Genomic DNA, 20,433 nt, shown 5'->3' on the forward strand with positions numbered 1-20,433 from the left:
AAGACTTTGCTTGGAATTTCTACATAGTTGAAAATTGGTTTGAGTGGAGAATGTTCAATGAAGAAAAAACAAACGAAAAATAACTAAAAAGAGGCCACTAGATCAATAATATTGATCTAGTGGCCTCTTCCATTTAAAACAACCGGACGTTTCAAAGCTTTTTAATCTTTACACTCACTAAATGTTGATGAAGTGTAACTTCTTCAACAAATTTTTTTGGCATGCTGAACTTCATCAGCCTTATGAAGTTCAACCTCGATAATTTTTTGAGGCTACATGAACTTCATTGGCCTTATGAAGTTCAACTACGATAATTTTTTTATGCCTGATGAACTTCATCGACCTTATGAAGTTCAACTACGATAATTTTTTTATGCCAGATGAACTTCATCGGCCTTATGAAGTTCAACTACGATAATTTTTTTATGCCTGATGAACTTCATCGGCCTTATGAAGTTCAACTACGTTAGATTTTTTATGCCAGATGAACTTCATCGGCCTTATGAAGTTCAACTATGATAGATTTTTGAGGCCAGATGAACTTCGTCGACCTTATGAAGTTCAATTATGATAAATTTTTGAAGCCAGATGAACTTTATCAACCTTATGAAGTTCAACTTCGATAGATTTTTGAAACTAGATGAACTTCATTAGGTTTTTGCCCCAACCCTTTTAGCTAAAACACGGTTATATAGTTTGAACCGAAATTGTACTACGATATCTACTACTCTCGTAGCTATAAATTGACTAATAATCGCATATAAAATAATTTTCCAATCCATCAGTAGCCCCGTCGCTAGAAGGATTGTACCATTTATATAAAATAGTGTTTTACCTGGCTTTGAATTTCTTATTTTGCATATAATTAAAGCTAAAATATCAATTCCACCAGAAGAAGCCCCAAATCTAAATAAAATCCCTAGCCCTATTCCAAAGAATACTGCACCTAAAATTAGGTCAACTATCACATAGTTTAATGGACTTAGAGTTTCAATTGAAACCACGTTAATTGTGATTGCTGTAACAGAGACACAAAACATTGTCCAGGACGCACTTCCAAGTCCTAACCATTTTATTGCCATTAATAATAGAATTGCATTTAGACACCATATTGTCCATGCAAAAGGAACTTCCCATACATGGTTGAAGATAACAGCAAAACCTGCTGCACCGCCAGATGGAATAAAATGAGGAAACAAAAAGAAAGCCATCGCTAAGCCTTGAACGGTACTTCCTATTGTTAATATAATTAATTTATGTAGTTTTTTCATTCATGAATCTCCTAGTATTCAAGCTATTTTCTATTAAATAGCATAACAGACATCAAAAAGAGAAGGTAGTCAAACTTACCTTCTCTTTTTTCTTACATTTCTAGCACATTCATTTCTAGCATCTTTAGTTCATAAAAATAACCTTTTTTGTCCATTAGTTCTTTAAAAGTTCCCACTTCGATTACTTTTCCTTCTTCCATCACAACAATTTGATCCATTTTCTCGAGACCTGTTAAGCGATGGCTAACTATCACTACCGTATCTTCCTTAGCATATTGTAATAAAGCATCATACAACTTCTGCTCCGTCCAGCTATCTAAAGAGGAAGTTGGTTCATCTAATAACCAAAGTCTCCCTTGTTTAAGAATAGCCCTCGCACCAGCTAACCTTTGCTTTTCTCCTCCAGATAAGTTTTCTCCTTTTTCTAAGACAATATCATTTGGAGTGAAATGATGTAATTCTACTTCCTTTAATACACGTTGAACTTCATCATCTGAGAGATCTTCTTTTAACAACAAGTTTTCCTTTATTGTTCCATAAAAGAAATGGTTTTCCTGCAAAACTACTCTACTGTTAGACCAGATAAAATCATTACCTTTCTCAGCAATGGGAACTCCATCTATACAAACTTCGCCACTTTTCGTTTCCTGTAGCTTTAAAAGCACATGAAGTAGTGTAGATTTCCCCGAACCACTCGCTCCAACGATAGCTGTTTTAGTGCCCTCTCGTATTGTTAAACTAACTTCCGACACTACTTCACGAAATTGTTCAGGAAATTGTACACTCACATTCTTCCACTCAATAGAAGGTGCACTATTAAAGAAAGAAAGTTTTTCCCCCACAACATCTCCAGTTACTTTAGCTTCACTTATCACGGAATGTAATCGTCCTGCAGCACGTTCACTTTCTTCATAATATATAGGAAAAGTAGCCATCGGAGTCGAATGGTCAAATACCGTTAAACTAATCATGACAATCATTGCTAAAAGGACTCCGTCAAGTTGACTAGTTGCTACCAAGTATCCTCCTAATCCTAATACAGCCCAAAATATAATAAAAGATGTAGCTAAATTAATGGAATGGTTTAGATTGGCTTGGTCATTCGATTTTCTTTGCTCATTTATATAGCCTTTATATTGGTCCGTTAATTTTTCACCTTTAATCTCTATGTTTTGGTGAATCGTTAATTCCCTAAACCCTTGAAACCATTCCGTTACTTCTGTAGAAAACTTCGCTCTCTCTTCTAAAATATGATTACTAATAGTCCGTTGCTTTTTAGCAAATAGGATTGGAATAAGAAAGCCAGTTAACAATAATCCTACAAATAATAAAACTACGACTTGCCACGAATAAAAACTAACAAATAACATCGTACTTAAAAATACTAGGAACATTAAGATTGGTGGATAAACTACACGCAAGAAAAAATTTTGTAAGTTTTCTACGTCACCAACTATACGCGCTAATAAATCACCGCTTCTATATTTACTTAAAACGCCAGGTGGCAATTTTTCTAATTTCTCGTAAAAGAAAACTCTTAAGTCACTTAACATAGTGAATGTTGCACGGTGTGAATAATAACGTTCCGCATATCTACTTGTTGCTCGAACGATGCTTCCTATCTTCACGACAGCAACCATTGCAATTAATACGTATAAAGGAGGCTGAAGCGCTGCTTGGGAAATTAAGTAGCCGTTCGCCGCAAATAGTCCTACCGCAGTTATTCCTGCTAAAAAACCAAAGACAATAGATAAATATATATCCCGTTTCTCTTTAACAATTACCTTTACTACACTACCTAAATCTTTCACAACGCTTCACCTCCTGAAAAGTAACTGATAAGGTTTGGACGAATGAAGTAATTCTTCATGTTTACCTTGACCTTGTATAACTCCTTTTTCTAAAAACAAGACGTGATCTGCCTCAACTATAGTCGGTAATCGATGTGCAACGGCAATAACGATTGCTTTTTGAGCTAACTCCTCTATCGCCTTTTGTAAGATCTTCTCTGTTTTTAAATCAAGTCCTGAAGTTGGCTCGTCAAATAAAACAATGGATGGTTTCTTTAAGAATGCACGTGCTAGAGCAATCCTTTGTTTTTCCCCACCAGATAATCCTCTTCCGCCTTCACCAATATATGTTTCAAATCCATTCGGCATGGATTGAATGAAGTTTAATATATTCGCTTTCCTAGCAGCCTCTTCTAATTCTTCTCCTGTTGCTTGCAGACCTAGTGTGATATTTTCGGCTACCGTTCCAGAGAATAGAAATGGAGACTGTGTAATGTAACTTACATTAGCAAACCAATCTTTTTCATTGTAAAGACTTCTATCTACACCATTTAGAAGAACTCTTCCTTCTCGGCAGTCTAGCAACCCAGCTAAACAATGTAGCAAAGTCGTTTTTCCAGAACCACTCTTTCCTACTATTGCTACGAGCCCATTACTTGGAAGAGTGGCTTGTATATGTTGTAAAGAGAATTTTTCACTTCCGTATGAAAAGGAAACATTATCTAATTCAATAGACATTGGCCCTTTTTCTAACTTTTCTTCTCCCCAACTAACCCGAGTATCTTCTTCTGCTAATGCTTCTTCTATTTTATTAGCCGCTCCATTACTACTTCTACCGGCGTGAAACGCACTACCAAGTTCTTTTAATAAATGAAAAAACTCGGGAACTAATTGAAGAATAAAGAATGCAGTGAAGAAATTGATAGAGTTATAGACCACTAGGCGCAAACCAAGTTCTAGTGCTACTAAACCAATGCTTAACATCGAGATGAACTCGAGCATTAAGGACGAAGTGAAGGCAACTTTTAATATCCTCATTGTAGAATCGCGAAAATGAATGCTACTAGATTGAATAACATCTCGATAGTGCTTTGTTCGCCCATACAGCTTTAAACTCACTAACCCTTGAATTGTATCTAAAAATCTACCTGAAAAAGAAGACAAACTATCTAGTTTTTCTTCTGACTTTTGCTGTGTGGCTTTTCCAATAATTATCATAAATAACGGAATAAATGGGGCTGTAAATAAAATGATGAGTCCTGAATATACATGCTGAGAAAAAACCGCAACTAATATAATGACGGATACAATCGTAGTAATCATTTGTTGCGGTATATATTTACTGAAAAAACCATCCAATTCATCTACAGCATCCAGCATCACACTAACCTTTTTTCCTGATTGACCTTTATAAGAAGTTAAAATTGTCTGATTAGAATATGCTTCTAACAACTTTTTTCGATAAGAAGCTTTTACTAACGCTGCCATCACATTACCGATACGTCCGATAAAGTAAGAAATGACAGCTCTTAAAAGCAGTACGATAAGCAAAGCAATTAACAATGGGGTAACATGCTGAAAGCTAAGCTTATTTAAAAATAAATCATCCACAATGGAAACAATGAAATAACTTTGCGTGATGATAACTATTCCTAAAACAACGGCAAGGCCAAATAGACCATAATATAGTCCCTTCTGTGCACGGGCCAAGCTTTGTAATCTTTTCATTTCTATTCCTCAATCTTCGTGCTTTTCGTAGCGACAAAAAAGGAAAGAGCCATCGCGAGCACGACAATAAGAAGTGGTGCATAAAACAGTAAAAAGTTATGCATAGTGCTTCTCCTCCTTAATTTAACCTTTTTTAATATAAGGTTTGTTCATAATAAATAGTTTAAATACGAGATACAAAGAAGGAATTAATAACATAAGCCCTAAAATAAAGACGACTATTAGCGCCATCGCCATCGTTTCGTTTGTAAAACTATCATAGATTGTTAAATACGGATATAGTAAATATGGGTAGCGAGAAGCCCCATACGCATAAAATGCAAACGCAAACTGCAATACGACGAAAATAAACGACCTTCCGTAGTACGCTTTTTTCAATAACCATAAACTTGCGACAAAACATACAAACGATAAGGCAAATACCCACCATAAAGAAAGCAAGCCTTCAAAGTGTGAATAGTTATGCCATCTCATCTCAATGATAATTCCTAATGCCGTGATAATGGTAGGGAAACTCCATATCCATGTGTATTTTCTAAATAGTTTAAGTGCTCCTTCGTCTTCTGCAACGGAAGAATAGTAAGCTAGGAAACTTGCAGAAATAAACAAGACGCTTACTAAACTTAGTAAAATAATAGACCAGGCAAACGGACTTGTGAACAGTGCGACGTAATCTAGTTCAATCCCACCCCAGCTTGTTTCGCGGATAAATCCACCTTGTGAAACAATTAAAGCAGTTGTTAAAGATGCCGGAATAAGAACCCCAGTCACACCATACATAAGGGTGTATCCTTTATGTCCCTTCGTACCATACGTGCCAAATGCATAATAGCTACCTCTTAACGCTAAAAGTATGATAGAAATACTAATCGGTATTAATAAAACTGTACCGAAGTAATAAGCAGTTTTTGGGAAAAATCCGATCATCCCCACAAAAAAGAACACGAGAAAAACATTCGTAATCTCCCAAACTGGTGATAAGTAACGCTGAATAACAGAGTTAACGAGATGATTTTTTTTCGTTACAATTGTCGATGCATTAAAGAAGCCTGCTCCAAAATCAATTGATGCAACGATAACGTAACCGAAAAGAAAGAGCCATAAAACGGAAATACCTAGAATCTCAATTGTCATACGGCTACACTCCTTTTCTCACGTACTTTTTCTAACTCTAATTCCACTGGATTTTTTCTAAACATACGTGTTAATACAACTGCTGTACCTACCAACAAAATAAAGTACAATAGGGCAAAGGCAATAAACATTACCCAAACATATGGGGAGTCTGTTGCTCCTTCTGCCGTTGTCATAAAGCCTCTCATAATCCACGGTTGACGACCTACTTCTGTAAACCACCAACCAGCTTGAATTGCTAACATGGACAATGGACCTGATGCGACTAACATAATACGAAATACTTTCGACTTTATCAGGTTCCAATTACGTTTAAGACCTACTACATATAAAAGGGAAAGAAGCGTTAACCCAATTCCTATCGATACCATCAAATCAAACAAATAATGGATAACGTATGGTGGATGATATTCTTCAGGGATATCATTTAACCCGATAACTTCCCCAGTAAAGTTGTTGTGTACTAGGAAGCTTAATGCATAAGGGATTTTAATCGCATATTTTACTTCATTTGTTTCTGTTAATATCCCAAAAAGAACAAGCGGTGCCTCTCCATCTGTTTCAAAATGCCATTCTGCAGCTGCTAATTTTTCAGGTTGATATTCTGCTAGAAACTTTCCAGACAAATCTCCAATTAAAGCTGTCGCAATACAAAAGATTAATCCCACTTTCATCGTAAGAGAAAGACCTTTTCTGTGGTACTCATGTTTATTCCCACGTAACAGGTGGAACGCTGCGATAGAAGCAAGGACAAATGCGGATGTCATATACGCAGACGTTAAGACGTGCGCTACCTTTGTTGGCATTGCTGGATTAAACATCGCCACTAATGGTTGTATATTCGTTAACTCACCATTAGCAAGTGCAAATCCTTGCGGAGTGTTCATAAATGCATTTACAGATGTAATAAACAGAGCTGACATTGCTGCCCCTAAAACAACAGGAGCTAATAAGAAAAAGTGATACTTCGGGTTTTTAAATCTGTTCCATGTGTATAAATAAATTCCTAAGAAAATAGCTTCAAAGAAAAATGCAAAAGTCTCCATAAATAATGGTAGAGCAACTAATTGACCGGCAAATTCCATAAAACGTGGCCATAATAGCGCTAGTTGTAATGCTATAGCAGTACCAGTTACAACCCCTACCGCTACAGTTATGACATATCCACGCGCCCATCGTTTTGCCATCAATAAATAATGTTCATCATCTCTTTTTAAACCGAGCCAATGTGCAATCATGATCAAAATCGGCACACCTACTCCAACTGTTGCAAACAACACGTGTACCGAGAGGGTTAACATTGTTAAATACCGGCTAAATTCAACTGATGATTCCATTCAATCCACCTCAATACTTTCTCATTTAGTCATATGAAAATACTATATGTACAGTGTATAACTTATTCGCTTGTGAAAATCATCACATTTAAAACAATTCTGTTACAAAAAAGTGAAGGTTTTGTGAATAAATGCACAAAGGTGCTATTTCTCATGGAATTTTTAGAAAAAAGTAATCTTTCTGCAACAAATTCATGGTTGAAACGTCTTAATACATATACCTTAATAAACACATAAAAAAACCAACTTAATTTACTAAGTCTCTAAGGAAAAGAATCAGAAGTTGTGTCATATACTTATGCTATAGAGAAGATATAATGGAGGTCAGTTTATGCGTAGATGGGCAAGACGTTTATTGTTGTTACTTTTCTTTGTTCCATTAGTAGCATGTCAACAACAAGTTTGTTTGATGTCTCCAGAAACAGATGTAACATTGATTGAGATTGTAAAATGGGACACTATGGAACATGTTGCGTATTTGGATGATCTTGCCTTAATTAGAAAGCTTATCAGAGAACTGGATAGTGCAGAAACACTATCTATTGCTACTCGGAACATCGCTGCACCAGAATATAAGTTATTATTTTTTCAACAAGAAACTAAATTGTATGAACTTGGTTACTATTTAGAAGTGATGAATATTGGGTTATCTGGAAGGTATTTGGATTACAATAGCGAGGGACTTTATGGAGTTACGATACGCTTAAATCTTCATTAAAAAGGAAAAGAGCAATCCCGCTACCGTCATCAGTACGGTTGGCACTAGGGATTGCTCTTACCTCATCTTGGGTCAGATGGTCGTATTACTATTGTTGCCAAGGGAATGTGTAAATATACGAGGAAAAATGGTTGGTAGTGAATTTATTGAGCTGATTTCTTTACGTTATCAGCAAATTTTTTGAAATATCCGTGAAATCTTTGAGATATCTTGATAAAACGTAATATATCCTCAAATTCCTTTATTTATTTGGAAAGATTGAAATATATTAGGTTTTACTGCAGTTTCACCCTACAATACTATTAAACGTTCCACCACTAAATAATTTAATTTTGTCATATCCTTTCACATCAGCCTTATAATAAACAACTTCTTGATTCCCAAAAGCCAAATTTATTTCATCTTCATTCCCTTCTATTAATAGAGCATTAGGATGAACATAATTTACAAAATTAAGAACATTTTTCGGCTTCTTATTGAAAAAAACAAGCCAACTAAAACGCTCTTCTATAAAATTAGTCTCTTCTATTAAAGACGTATTTATTGTTTGAAACTTCCCGTTATTAATATTCGCTATATCTTCCACAACCGCACTTGCTGTAGGGTACATTCCAGCTCCCGGTCCTTGAAATTGTACTTTCCCTGTTACATCTGATTCTATTGATACTATATTTTGTACACCTTCTGTCGCATAAAAAGGGTGCGATTCTGATACTAAGATGGGTTCTACGAGAAGTGTAACTTCACTGTTTTCTTGGAACAAAGTTACAACATGTTTAAATCGCAAGTTTAATGAAGTTGCAATATCTATTTGAGTCGAGGTGATAGAAGAAATTCCTTTTCTAACAACCGTTGTAGGATTCTTATGAAAGACTAGCTGACTTAATATTTTTCCTTTATAAAAAGCATCATAGCCTTCCACATCATTTGTTGGATCTGCTTCTGCATATCCTTTTTCTTGCGCTAACCTCAAAGCTTCCTCAAAAGATATTTTATCCTTTCTCATCTTTGTCAAAATATAATTGGTTGTGCCATTTAATATACCCTCAATCCGTTCAACCTTGTTTACTTGATATAGTTGACGTAGGACACCAATGACAGGAACTCCCCCAGCAACAGTTGCTTCAAATCCAACGGAAACATTTTTACTTGTCGCAAGTCTTACTAACTCTTCTCCGAAATGCGAAAACATTTCTTTGTTTGCAGTAACAAGATGGCAGCCTTTTTCAATAGCTCTTTTGCAATACGAAAAAGCAGGTTCTGTTCCTACGATTGCATCTACTACAATATGAAGGTCATCGATTTGTTCTATCTCACTAAAATTGTCAGTTAGCAGGATTTCTGAAGAAGGACAAACATGCTTATTTAAATGTTTTACTAATATTGCAACCACTTTAACTGGTTTCCCATAAATTTGATGCAACCTTACCTGATGTGTCTCGATTGTGTTATACACACCTTTTCCAACTGTTCCAAATCCGAGTAACGCCACGTTTATTGTGGACAATGTAACACTTCCTTTCCTATTGGCTGTGTAATAGACCGCTGTTGATTGCCGTGCAAGTCTTCGCTTTCCGCGGGCGGGCCGAAAGTCTCCGTCTTGCACGGCAACCAACAGCTAAAAAGTAGAAAATTGTAATAAAATTCATCACTAAGCTTTATAGCATCTTTCTATCACAAATTCTTTAATTTTCTCAGCCCAATTTTCGAATTCAACTAAGAATCCATCGTGTCCAAAGGTAGTCTGTACTAAGGTGTATTGACCTTTTTCAACCTCATTTACAGCCTCTTCTATCACAGAACTTGTATACAGTAAGTCGTTTGTAAAGGCAACGAAGCATACTTCCGATTTGATTTCTTTTAGTGCATTTTTCCAGCCATTTCTTCCTTCTCCAATATCAAACTCGTTCATCACTTCAAGTAATCTTAAGTAACTGTTTGCGTCAAACCTACTCGTAAACTTTTTCCCTTGGTAGGACAAATAAGAATCTACTTGGAATTGAGTATTTTCTTTCTTCTCTCGTCTAAATCGCTCATTAAAGAGAACATCCGAACGGTAAGTAACAAGACCAACCATTCTTGCAATCTCTAAGCCTTGTAACCTTTCTTCTTCCTCATATTCTCCGTTTTTCCAGGCAGGATCTAGCTTAATTGTCTTTTGGGCAATTTGATTGTAAGCAATAGCATAATCAGAAAAAAATGGAGTAACAGCCATTGGAACAAGTTTTTCAGCAAAATATGGATACAAAATTCCCCATTCTAAAACTTGCATTCCACCGAGGGAGCCCCCTACAATTGCTTTTACTTTATAAACACCTAACCTTTGTAGTGCCTTGTATTGAGATCGAACGATATCTCGAATCGTAATTTTGGGGAAAGTGGCTCTGAATTTTTCACCCGTAGTTAAGTTGATGGAAGTTGGGCCAGTAGAACCAGCACAACCTCCAATGACATTCATCGTAATTATTTGAAACTCATTTGTATCGATATATAGGTTTTCACCAATAAAGCCACTCCACCAACCAGGCTTTTTCTCTGATCCAACTGATAAATGGTTTCCTGATAAAGCATGGCAAACAATAATAACTTCTCCCTCTAAGTTCCCAACGTGCTCGTATGCAACTTCGACGTTTGACAAAATATCACCGCAATCAAGTTGTAAATCTCCAATGGAGACTTTACTAACTTCATAGTGTTTTTCATACGGTAACGTCACCTGAAACCGCTCCTCTCGCTGTTTCACTAGTCGCAACAAAAAGCGCTTGATCTAAATCATTTTCCAAATCGTGAATTCCTTCAATTCCAACAGAAAGACGAATTAAGTCTTCTGTTACTCCGGTTTTCTTTAAATCTTCTTGGCTAAGCTGTTGGTGTGTGGTGGATGCTGGATGAATAATTAACGACTTTGCGTCCCCAACGTTTGCAACATGTGACCATAGTTTAATAGAATCAATTAGCTTTTGACCCGCTTCACGTCCTCCTTTTATTCCAAAAATAACAATGGAGCCATAGCCGTTCGTTAAGTATTTTTTTGCTAAATGGTGTGATGGATGATTTTGTATTCCCGGATAAGAGACCCAAGTAACTCCAGAATGGCTACTCAAAAATTTTGCTAGTTTTTCTGCATTTTCATTATGTCGTTCCACTCTTAAGTGAAGTGTTTCAAGACCTTGTAATAATAAGAATGCGTTTTGTGGACTTAAACATGCACCGATGTCTCTAAGTAACTGCACTCTCAGTTTTACTGCATAAGCTACGTTCCCAAAAGTTTCGGCATAACATATTCCGTTATAACTATCATCTGGCTCAGTGAAACCTGGAAACTTCGAATTGTTCCAATCAAATGTTCCTCCATCCACTACAATGCCTCCAATTGTTGTTCCATGGCCACCAATCCATTTTGTTGCAGAGTGTACAACTATATCCGCTCCATGTTTTATCGGATTACAATTGTATGGGGACGCAAATGTATTATCTACAATGAGTGGAATGTTGTTCTCATGAGCAATTTTTGCAACCGCTTCTACATCTAAAACGTTCAAGCTCGGATTCCCAATTATTTCTCCAAATAAGGCTTTCGTTTTTGGCGTAATAGCGCTTCGGAAGTTTTCTGGATTTGTTGCATCAACAAATTTTACGTTAATTCCGTATTTAGGAAGCGTAACGGCAAATAAATTATATGTACCTCCGTAAAGGTTTGTATCGGCAATAATTTCGTCTCCTGCTTGTGCGATATTTAGTATAGAAAAAGCAATGGCTGACATTCCAGAACTAGTTGCTACAGCTGCAACTCCACCTTCTAATAAAGCAACCCTTTGTTCTAACACATCTACTGTTGGATTGCCGATACGGGTGTATATATTTCCGAACTCTTTTAAAGCAAATAAGTTTTGTGCATGCTCTGTATTGTTAAAGACATAAGAAGTAGTTTGGTAGATAGGTACTGCACGAGAACCTGTAGTTGAATCAGGTTGTTGCCCTCCGTGTAATAATAAAGTTTCTTTTGATAATGGTTGATTATTTTTTGTCATTAGTTATCCTCCTTGAGAAATAAAATAAAAAAACCGCTTCATAAGAAGAGGTTTGTGGGCTTCCTCCTCTTATCTTCCAGGCGCAATTGCCTGCAGGAATTAGCACCTTTCAAGTTAAAGATAACTTGAAGGTTGCCGGACATCATCGGGCCTGATCCCTCCGTCACTCTTGATAAGAGTTATTTAGTTGTTTAATTCGTTAATGCTTTAGATTGTAATAATATAGCGTATGGAAGGTTGTTGTGTTTTAGAACTAATTGGATAATATATTTATGCTACACTTTGTTGCTTTTTTGCTACACCTATACGATTTTATGCTACACTTCATAGTTTTTTTGCTTCAGCTGCTCGAACTTATGCTACACCTTGCACTTTTTTGCTACACCTACACAGACTTATGATACACTTCTCTACTTTTTTGCTACACCTCCTCGAATTTATGCTACACTACGCTATTTTTTTCCTTAAAAACAAAAAACCACTTCAATAAGAAGAGGTTTAGATTAACGTTACCGTTTCCTCTTCTTATCTTTCAGATGAAAATACATCTGCAGAATTTAGCACCTTTTCAATACTGAAGGTTGCCGGGTTTCATAGGGTCTGTCCCTCCACCGCTCTTAATAAGAAGTTTGGCTATTAAATTAAGATTCATATTAACAAGTTAATCTACTTATGTCAACTGTATTTTCTGAAAAGTCTAAATTCATTCTACTATCTTATGCTTAAAAGCATAAATAACAGCTTGGGTACGGTCTTGTACTTGCAGTTTAGCTAATATATTACTAACATGAACTTTCACTGTTTTTAAGGCGATGAATAGTTCGTCGGCCATTTCTTGATTTGTTTTTCCTTGTGCCATTAGTAGCAATATTTCCATTTCACGATTTGTTAGTTCTTCGTGTGGATGGTGCTCTTGCTTTGAACGCATTTTTTTCATCATTTTTCCCGCTACTTCAGGCTCTAGAATAGACTGACCGTGATATGTTTTGCGAACTGCTTCGGCAATTTCACTTGCTTTTGACGTTTTTAACATATAGCTTGTTGCACCAGCTTCAAGGGCTGGATACACCTTTTCATCATCTATGAAACTAGTCACTATGATTATTTTTGCTTCGGGCCAAGCTTCGATAATTCTACGTGTCGCTTCGATGCCGTCCATTTCTTTCATGACAAGGTCCATTAATATGATATCTGGTTTATGTTGGAGTGCTAAATCTACAGCTACCGTTCCGTCGTCTGCTTCTGCAATCACTTCAATATCTTGCTGAGCTGATAAATAAGCGGATACCCCGATTCGAACCATTTCATGGTCATCAACAAAAAGAACTTTAATCACCAACATCTTCCCCCTTTAAATCAAGCATTGGTACTTTTACTTCCAAGCGAGTACCGTTTCCTTTTACACTAACTATTTTCATGGTGCCGCCTATCTCCACTGCGCGTTCATGCATATTTTGAAGTCCGTATGACCCTGCGTTTGTTGTATCCACATCAAATCCAACACCATCATCAACTACCCGAAGAATAATCCAATCATCTCGTTGAATTAGTAAAACTTCTACTGATTGAGCTTTAGAGTGACGTAGAGTATTGGATAAAGATTCTTGTAATATACGGAATAAGTGATCTTCTACCCCTTTATCAATTTGGAAATCTTCAATTTTTTTAGTGATATTCATCGGTACTTTTTGCATTAATTCAAGCAGTAACTCTTCTGTACCTTCTTGAAGTGTTTTTCCTTTTAATGCAACTGGTCGAAGATGTAACAATAGTGCACGCATTTCAAGTTGTGAATGTTGAATCATTTCCTCTACTAACTTTAATTGCTTTGCCTCTCTATCGTTGGTTTCTCCTTTTGATTCGGTAATAGCAGACATTAGCATGGATGCACCGAATAATTGCTGACTAACTGAGTCATGTAATTCACGTGCTAGTCTGTTCCGTTCTTGTGATACTATTTCTTGCACTCTATTTTCAAAGTCAACTGCTTTTTCGTTCGCTAATTTTTGCGATAGCTTTGTTTGCTCTTTCATTTGTTTTTGTACAGTTTCCAGGGCGGATTGAATCGCTACTACTTCTTGTACAACGCTATCCTCCTTTTTAAATTCCAACGTATTTCCTTTAGAAAATGCTGTTAAAGGCTCTAGTATATTTGCAAACTGCTTTTTCCAAAAAAAACCAGAAATTAAACCAACTAAAAGACCTAGTAAAATACTAATTGATAAGGAAAATAGAATAAATGGAAGATCAAATACTTTCACATTCCATAACGATCTCCAATCTATTGATGGAAATGCAAAAATAAAGATGAGACCAAATATGATAAACGTATCAAAAGCAATAAGAGCGCCTAAAAAGATGTGACGTTGCAACACGGTCATGAACGTTTCACCTCAAGATTTCCGACATATAGGGAGGTGAAAATTTTCACTTTACTTGTTGCAACTTGATAGTTTTCGGTTTGATATTTTGCTGTAACGTTCACCAGACTCTTTTTTTCTTCGTTAAAGATAGTAGTTGTACCAACAATCGATGAGTGTTGAATACTAACTTCTACATCATATGGAAGGGAGACTTGGACATTTCCTACGATGTTACGAATAATAATGACCGCTTCGCCCTTTGGGAATACCGTATTACTTAAATCTATTGTCGTATCTCCAACTCCACATTGAATATTAATATCTTCCCACGTATAGCTATGATCTGGTGTCTTTTGGGTTCCAAACCACTTGTTACGGAATAGATTCAATTTACCTTCCACTATTTGCTCTTTTAATGTTTCTACATTCGGTGTAATGAGCATTGGTGCTTGTTTAGATTGTGCTAGTTTAAAAATAAAATAAATAATAGTAGCTAGAATTAAGAACTTAAATGTCATCATTCCAGCAATAGCTAATATAAGGGAAATTAGACCGATTATAAATATTACTTTACCAATTAACCAGTGCCATTTTATTCGACCGAAGTATATAAATGCTGCTGAGAAAAGAAGGGTGAAAATAAGACCGCTGTCAAAGAAAGCAATTTCTAATACAAATAGGAATAGTCCGATGATAATGATGTAACTTAAGTAATCTGTAATTGTTCGATTCAGCATAATGTCCCCTCCTTTACTTTATAAATGCGAAAAAAGGGGCAGGAGCACCCCATAGTCTATTATTAGAATAGCAGTTTTTAGGAAATTTGAGAATCTGTTTTGACTAGCTTTTGTTCTTTTTCTAGTTGAGCAATACGCGCATCAATTGTATTTTGTAGATAAGATGTGTTGACTTGGTGCTCAAGTCTTGTCATATAGTTATCCATATCGTCAAATTGAGCATCCGCACTGTTTATATCATTTGACTCTACTACTTTATTCATTTTGTAATTTGCTCGAGCTACGTTTTCTCTGCCCATTAGCTCCATACGTTTAATGTACATATCTTTTAATTTATGTTTCATCATTTCGTACTTTTGCTCTAAGTCTGATAGATCTTTCTTTATATTTTGTAATGATTGTTCTAGTTGTAGAGCACGGTCTTTATATTGCAGGCTTTCCCTTGTAGCAAATTCGGCTAGTTCGCTTTCTCCGGCATTTTCAGCAACCATCGCCTGATGGCTTCTTTTTTCCGCAAAGTGGTTTGCTTCTTTTAATTCTTTATGAAATTCATCTTTTAATACTTGTTGACGTTCGACTAGTTTTTGAACTTTTTCTACTTCTTTTTCGCAATCGCGTAGGTATTGATTTAAAAGGGCGATTGGATTTTTTTGTTCCTTTTTATCCAGTGCATCGTGAAAATCAGCTGCTATTGTGTTTTTTATTCTTGTAAATAAAGTTGTCATGTGTGTTCTCTCCTTTTATTTTTTTGTAAGGTGATAGACCGCTGTTGATTTCCGTGCAAGGCATCGCTTTCCGCGGGCGGGTCGGGAGCCTCCTCGACGCTTCGCGTCTGTGGGGTCTCCCGTCTCCCGCTTTTCCCGCAGGAGTCTCCGCCTTGCACGGAAATCAACAGCTGGATAGGTAAAAAAACATCAATTCTCAAAATCAAACCTACTTATTCATTAAATTCCATTGTTTTTCAAAGTTTGTGAATGGATCACTAGTTTCTTTTGTACTTGGGGGATTTGTTTCTTCTTTTGTTTGGTTCCACTTTTTGTAGACTAGGTATAGGACATAAGCTGCAACTAAGGCGATCACTGCTGGTACGTTAGAAATCGTGAAGGCGATGGCGATAAAGGCGATGATTCCCCATGCTATTTTGCTTCCTGTTGATTCTATTTTTAGGAATTCCTTTACTGCGTAGTACGCAACAATTAAGCTAATTGCTAAACCGATAAGTGGACCAACGTTTCCTAGTAGTACAAAAAAGGCGATAATGCCGATTAAAAACAAACCTATTTTTTTCATTTTTATTGCTCCTTTCATTTATTGTCTGGGGTTGGGTGAAGGAAACTATTATTTCATTTCCTTTTCATGTCTCTATCTTATCCTTTATAAATGATTGGAATAATGAGCCTGAGCTATATTTTATGATAGGACTTGGGGCTTATGGAGGGTAAGTCTTTATAGCACAAACGTAAAAAAGCTATTCAATCCTTCAATCTGGATTGAACAGCTTCATACTTTTAATCGTTATATACCTTATATAACCATCCACTCATGTAAAACTTTCCTCTTTTTGAGTAGAACTCATAGTTATAGGTATACTTTTCTATATTTTCTTGGCCGTCACGTGTTTCTTTTACTGTAATTTCGGCTGTATAAATGAACCTACTATAGCGACGCTCGAATTTGATTTCTTTTATTTCTAATAATTCTAAGTTATTTTTGCTAGTATATCTGTTTTCACCATATACATTTTTGGTTATTTTTTCAAATTTTTCTTCGGTCAACTCTTCATCATACAATTCATGTTGCATTTCAATAAGTTGTACCGCACGATTTTTCAAAAAATTTTCTGTATAAAAATATGGTGCCATTAGGTTGTGAGCTATAAAAAACATAATGAGAAAAGTTAAGACTATTTTAATAGAAAAACTTTTATTCTTAGTTGATAGATAGTCACTCACTTTATAAGCGAATACATAGGATATGACGAAAATAGCAATGATTGCTAGTATGGAAATAAAAATAGTCAAAATTGTATATAGATCCTCAAATTTAGATAAAATTAATTGTAATGGATAGAAAATATATCCATCAAACGTACCGCTCACCAGTTTAAACCCTAAATAGATGAAAAGAATCGACAACAAGAATACTAATATTTTATCCGTCACTACTTCTTTCGTACTAATTATTTTCTCATACATTTTTTGTTTTCTTTTTATGTTTATAGTGGGTTTAGGGATTGATTTTAATTTTTGATCTAATTTCTTAAACTTATCTTCCACTTTCATTACCTCCTAACCTAACTAATAAAGCCTGTTTGGCACGATAATGAGTAGAGCGAACTTTTGCATGGGACCACCCTAACACCTCGGCGGTTTCCTCTACGGAAAGTTCTTTCACTCCTCTCATTATTAATACTTCTTGATATGTATCATTTAATGAATGTATGGCTGTTATTATCTCTTTGTGCTCCTCGGATAAAAAATAAAGCTTCTCAGGGGTTAGGTCGGTACTACCTTGTTCCTCCTTACTTTTATTCTCAAATAAAAGCATAGACTTCCACTTTTCTCGTTTTCTCTTTCTTAACTCATCGATGGCAACATTTCTAGCTATTGAGAATAGCCACGTTTTCGGGCTTGAATCTCCTTTAAATCGCTTACTTCCTCTAAAAGCTTTTATAAAAACTTCCTGCACATGATCTTCTACATCTGTTGAACTTAATCTATATAGTAAAAATTGATAGATGTCGTCACTGTATTGTTGAAACCAATCTGAAATTTGTTGTTCGTTAGACATCTTTACCCCCACTTTCGTTTTTCCCTTATATACTTAGACGAACAACACTTGCCTTTATCGCACATTTTATATAATTTAATTAATTTTTTACCTGAACAGCAAAAAAAGAGAAGAGACATTTCATCTCTTCTCTTTCCTATTTACATATCATATGCATATTTTTTATTTATTTTCTTTGCGATGCCCTCTAAGAAAGCTTCAACTGTTGTTTTTTCTACTTTTCTTGTATACCAAGCAAGTTTTACTCCTTTGTTCTCACCATTATAATTTACTTCTAACGGCCAGAACTTGTTTGTGGAGCGAGTATAGTCAAAATGTACATAGAGTTGATGACCTTCCGGGCACTCTAACACCGCTTTGTAGATAGGATTCTTTCCTTCCTTACTGAGCTTAACTTTTTTGATTTTTGCAAGCATGATGTGTTTCCTCCTGTACTTCTTTTTTCCAGAGGCTTAGGGATAAGTAATAAAAAAGAGTACTACTTTCCACATTTGAAAATAGTCCTCTTTAGTAATGTCAGTTTTTTCTCTTTATAGTATACCACATCTTGGCAAAATAACCAAGGAAGTTAATTTTTTACATTTCATCTACCACTTTGTAAGTCGCTTTTATTGGTCCATGAACTCCTACGACTAAATTTAATTCAATATCTGCAGAATTACTCGGACCGTAATAAAGTTAATACATAATGCAATTTCTTTAATTTTCTATTTAATTTTAAAAAACCAAGCAAGTTATAAACAGCTTGGTTTCGGTATGACCTGAGAGGGATTCGAACCCCCGACCCCTACCCTGTCAAGGTAGTGTTCTCCCACTGAACTATCAAGTCGCAATATTGTTAACTATAACTTCATTATAGTACAACACTTCTCATATTAGCAACATTCTGTCATTTAATCCATTACCTTTATTTTTGTGAAACTTTGGCAAAACTAAACTTACAAGGATATGAAAGGAGATTTTAGATGACAAACAATCACGATACACTCTTACTTTACAGTAAACGTAACGTAATATCTGGAATTTTGTTCGGATTAGGATTAGTTGCATTTATTGATGAAACATTATTCCACCAACTGCTACACTGGCACCACTTTTATGATAAATCCACACGGGAGATTGGATTAGTTTCGGATGGCTTATTTCATGCATTTAGCTTTTTTGCCACCATTGGGGGATTGTTTATGCTCGCAGACTTAAAAAGGAGAAATGCTTTTAGGAAAAAGCGTTGGTGGGGTGCCGTAATATTTGGAACGGGTGCATTCCAGCTTTACGATGGTATCATTCAACATAAAATAATGCGCATCCATCAAATTCGATACGTAGAAAACGTAATTATATACGATATCGTATGGAATGTAATCGCCATTGCTATGATAATCGTTGGTGCTATCCTTATTTATCGTACAAATTACAACAAAAATAGTGAGAATATAGCCAATGAACAGTAACTTACATCTGCATCATTTAGATCACACTTTTACGACTTATACTCAAGTAATATTGGCTATTCCATTTTTCTTAGCTTTCATAGGCTATTTTCTTGCCGTAATCATTTCTAATTCAAAACATAAACGGTGGCCTTACAAACGACTTACTTTTTTTGTTCTTGGATCTCTGAGTGCTCTAGTTGCAGTTGTTGGACCAGTCTCGCAACGAAGTCACTCCGATTTTGTCTACCACATGGTCGGGCACTTATTACTAGGTATGCTGGCACCATTATTAATCGCTCTTTCTACACCAATAAAGCTGTTGCTACGAACACTTTCTGTCGATAAGGCCCGAAAACTCACATCTTTCTTAAAAAGTAGGATTTGTAAGTTTTATACAGACCCTGTGGTGACGAGTATTTTGAATGTTGGTGGTCTATGGTTCCTTTACACGACAGATTTGTTTTACTTGATGCATCAAAGTGTAGTACTTTACGTAGCAATCCATTTGCACGTATTTTTAGCTGGATATTTATTTACCATATCCATGATTTACATAGATCCGATTATGCATAGAAGATCATTTTATTATCGATCACTTGTGTTCATTTTCGCTCTTGCTGGTCATGGCATTTTATCCAAGCATATATATGCACATCCACCAGTTGGCGTAGCGCAAATTCAAACAGAAAACGGTGCCATACTTATGTATTATTTAGGTGACCTTATTGATGCAATGATTATATTTATTCTCTGTCTTCAATGGTACAATTCAACACGACCAAGGTCGATTATACAAAATAATAAGCTAGGAGTTTAACTACATTAAAACCCTAGCTTTTCTTTCCTATTATCTGAACACGGTTTACAAATGTGCTTATGTGTAGTTGTTTGTCCGCAATAGAGGCATTGCTTTTTCCCTTTTTTCCAAAAAAGGAGCATTGATAAAAAAACAGACATATTTCCCTCCAAAATTATCTGTGTCATCCCTTACTTACTTATCATATTCTATATGTATCCACAAATTCAACAATATTCTAATATTTTCGACAATAATTTTATTTTTCGACACTTGCATAAAGAACGCGTGTTCGCATATAATAA

General features: G+C 35.7%; 20 protein-coding genes, 1 tRNA gene, 1 pseudogene and 2 riboswitches. Of the genes and pseudogenes, 3 read left to right on the forward strand and 19 right to left on the reverse strand.

The genetic code is table 11. The features are described 5' to 3' along the window. Window positions 1-650 precede the first annotated feature (650 nt). The 6 genes from CDZ89_RS13960 to CDZ89_RS13980 all read right to left on the reverse strand — a co-directional run bounded on the left by CDZ89_RS13960 (window position 651) and on the right by CDZ89_RS13980 (window position 7,260). Window positions 651-1,271: a YitT family protein gene (locus tag CDZ89_RS13960; RefSeq protein WP_100333843.1), complete on the reverse strand. Its 621-nt coding sequence runs from the start codon at window positions 1,269-1,271 to the stop codon at window positions 651-653. A gap of 92 nt (window positions 1,272-1,363) precedes the next feature. Next, on the reverse strand, window positions 1,364-3,082 hold the full coding sequence (gene cydC, locus CDZ89_RS13965; RefSeq protein ID WP_100333844.1) for a thiol reductant ABC exporter subunit CydC: 1,719 nt from the start codon (window positions 3,080-3,082) through the stop codon (window positions 1,364-1,366). 6 nt (window positions 3,083-3,088) lie between these two features. After that, window positions 3,089-4,789, reverse strand: coding sequence for a thiol reductant ABC exporter subunit CydD (gene cydD, locus CDZ89_RS13970; protein ID WP_100333845.1), 1,701 nt, complete (start codon window positions 4,787-4,789; stop codon window positions 3,089-3,091). A gap of 2 nt (window positions 4,790-4,791) precedes the next feature. Then, entirely contained in the window at window positions 4,792-4,893 is a 102-nt protein-coding gene (gene cydS / locus CDZ89_RS20545; protein WP_406564898.1) for a cytochrome bd oxidase small subunit CydS family protein, read from the reverse strand. A gap of 19 nt (window positions 4,894-4,912) precedes the next feature. After that, window positions 4,913-5,923, reverse strand: coding sequence for a cytochrome d ubiquinol oxidase subunit II (locus CDZ89_RS13975; protein WP_096155058.1), 1,011 nt, complete (start codon window positions 5,921-5,923; stop codon window positions 4,913-4,915). After that, the gene (locus CDZ89_RS13980; RefSeq protein WP_100333846.1) at window positions 5,920-7,260 is read right to left on the reverse strand and encodes a cytochrome ubiquinol oxidase subunit I; all 1,341 of its coding nucleotides are present in this window, start codon (window positions 7,258-7,260) and stop codon (window positions 5,920-5,922) included. The genes CDZ89_RS13975 and CDZ89_RS13980 overlap by 4 nt, the downstream gene beginning before the upstream one ends. A 331-nt stretch (window positions 7,261-7,591) precedes the next feature. Here CDZ89_RS13980 and CDZ89_RS13985 point away from each other — a divergent pair, with 331 nt between their 5' ends. Continuing rightward, window positions 7,592-7,978 carry a hypothetical protein gene (locus CDZ89_RS13985; RefSeq protein ID WP_100333847.1) on the forward strand — a complete coding sequence of 129 codons (387 nt, stop codon included), beginning with the start codon at window positions 7,592-7,594 and terminating at the stop codon, window positions 7,976-7,978. A 286-nt stretch (window positions 7,979-8,264) separates the two neighbouring features. Here the strand turns inward: CDZ89_RS13985 and CDZ89_RS13990 are convergent, their stop codons facing one another. The 13 genes and pseudogenes from CDZ89_RS13990 to CDZ89_RS14050 form a co-directional block, all read right to left on the reverse strand. Further along, window positions 8,265-9,485, reverse strand: coding sequence for a homoserine dehydrogenase (locus CDZ89_RS13990; RefSeq protein WP_100333848.1), 1,221 nt, complete (start codon window positions 9,483-9,485; stop codon window positions 8,265-8,267). A gap of 144 nt (window positions 9,486-9,629) precedes the next feature. Then, window positions 9,630-10,694, reverse strand: coding sequence for a homoserine O-acetyltransferase MetX (gene metX, locus CDZ89_RS13995; RefSeq protein ID WP_100333849.1), 1,065 nt, complete (start codon window positions 10,692-10,694; stop codon window positions 9,630-9,632). Then, the gene (locus tag CDZ89_RS14000) at window positions 10,678-12,009 is read right to left on the reverse strand and encodes an O-acetylhomoserine aminocarboxypropyltransferase/cysteine synthase family protein (protein ID WP_096155063.1); all 1,332 of its coding nucleotides are present in this window, start codon (window positions 12,007-12,009) and stop codon (window positions 10,678-10,680) included. Before CDZ89_RS14000 ends, metX begins: the two co-directional genes overlap by 17 nt. A gap of 66 nt (window positions 12,010-12,075) precedes the next feature. Beyond that, window positions 12,076-12,188: riboswitch (SAM riboswitch) on the reverse strand. A gap of 343 nt (window positions 12,189-12,531) precedes the next feature. Then, window positions 12,532-12,636: riboswitch (SAM riboswitch) on the reverse strand. Window positions 12,637-12,712: 76 nt separating this feature from the next. Beyond that, on the reverse strand, window positions 12,713-13,345 hold the full coding sequence (locus tag CDZ89_RS14005) for a response regulator transcription factor (protein ID WP_096155064.1): 633 nt from the start codon (window positions 13,343-13,345) through the stop codon (window positions 12,713-12,715). Beyond that, window positions 13,338-14,390, reverse strand: coding sequence for a sensor histidine kinase (locus CDZ89_RS14010; protein WP_100333850.1), 1,053 nt, complete (start codon window positions 14,388-14,390; stop codon window positions 13,338-13,340). Before CDZ89_RS14010 ends, CDZ89_RS14005 begins: the two co-directional genes overlap by 8 nt. Beyond that, on the reverse strand, window positions 14,387-15,109 hold the full coding sequence (liaF, locus tag CDZ89_RS14015) for a cell wall-active antibiotics response protein LiaF (RefSeq protein WP_100333851.1): 723 nt from the start codon (window positions 15,107-15,109) through the stop codon (window positions 14,387-14,389). The genes CDZ89_RS14010 and liaF overlap by 4 nt, the downstream gene beginning before the upstream one ends. Before the next feature lie 77 nt (window positions 15,110-15,186). Further along, the gene (locus CDZ89_RS14020) at window positions 15,187-15,834 is read right to left on the reverse strand and encodes a PspA/IM30 family protein (protein WP_096155067.1); all 648 of its coding nucleotides are present in this window, start codon (window positions 15,832-15,834) and stop codon (window positions 15,187-15,189) included. 208 nt (window positions 15,835-16,042) lie between these two features. Beyond that, window positions 16,043-16,399 (reverse strand): lmo0954 family membrane protein, encoded by a 357-nt coding sequence (locus tag CDZ89_RS14025; RefSeq protein WP_100333852.1) that lies wholly within the window; start codon window positions 16,397-16,399, stop codon window positions 16,043-16,045. A gap of 218 nt (window positions 16,400-16,617) precedes the next feature. Beyond that, window positions 16,618-17,385 carry an ABC-2 family transporter permease gene (locus tag CDZ89_RS14030; RefSeq protein WP_100333853.1) on the reverse strand — a complete coding sequence of 256 codons (768 nt, stop codon included), beginning with the start codon at window positions 17,383-17,385 and terminating at the stop codon, window positions 16,618-16,620. After that, the gene (locus CDZ89_RS14035; protein ID WP_100333854.1) at window positions 17,375-17,899 is read right to left on the reverse strand and encodes an RNA polymerase sigma factor; all 525 of its coding nucleotides are present in this window, start codon (window positions 17,897-17,899) and stop codon (window positions 17,375-17,377) included. The genes CDZ89_RS14030 and CDZ89_RS14035 overlap by 11 nt, the downstream gene beginning before the upstream one ends. 140 nt (window positions 17,900-18,039) lie before the next feature. Next, window positions 18,040-18,315 carry a hypothetical protein gene (locus CDZ89_RS14040; protein ID WP_096155071.1) on the reverse strand — a complete coding sequence of 92 codons (276 nt, stop codon included), beginning with the start codon at window positions 18,313-18,315 and terminating at the stop codon, window positions 18,040-18,042. A gap of 160 nt (window positions 18,316-18,475) precedes the next feature. After that, window positions 18,476-18,600, reverse strand: a pseudogene (locus tag CDZ89_RS14045) (LUD domain-containing protein); the annotation flags it as partial. 56 nt (window positions 18,601-18,656) lie between these two features. Continuing rightward, window positions 18,657-18,728, reverse strand: a tRNA-Val gene (locus tag CDZ89_RS14050). Between the two features lie 136 nt (window positions 18,729-18,864). Here CDZ89_RS14050 and CDZ89_RS14055 point away from each other — a divergent pair. Both CDZ89_RS14055 and CDZ89_RS14060 read left to right on the forward strand, forming a co-directional pair. Beyond that, entirely contained in the window at window positions 18,865-19,350 is a 486-nt protein-coding gene (locus tag CDZ89_RS14055) for a DUF2243 domain-containing protein (RefSeq protein WP_096155072.1), read from the forward strand. Continuing rightward, window positions 19,340-20,149 (forward strand): cytochrome c oxidase assembly protein, encoded by an 810-nt coding sequence (locus CDZ89_RS14060; protein ID WP_100333855.1) that lies wholly within the window; start codon window positions 19,340-19,342, stop codon window positions 20,147-20,149. Before CDZ89_RS14055 ends, CDZ89_RS14060 begins: the two co-directional genes overlap by 11 nt. Window positions 20,150-20,433: the final 284 nt, after the last annotated feature.

Origin of the sequence: Bacillus alkalisoli (assembly GCF_002797415.1) — a bacterium.
Classification (GTDB): domain Bacteria; phylum Bacillota; class Bacilli; order Bacillales; family Bacillaceae_I; genus Bacillus_CD; species Bacillus_CD alkalisoli.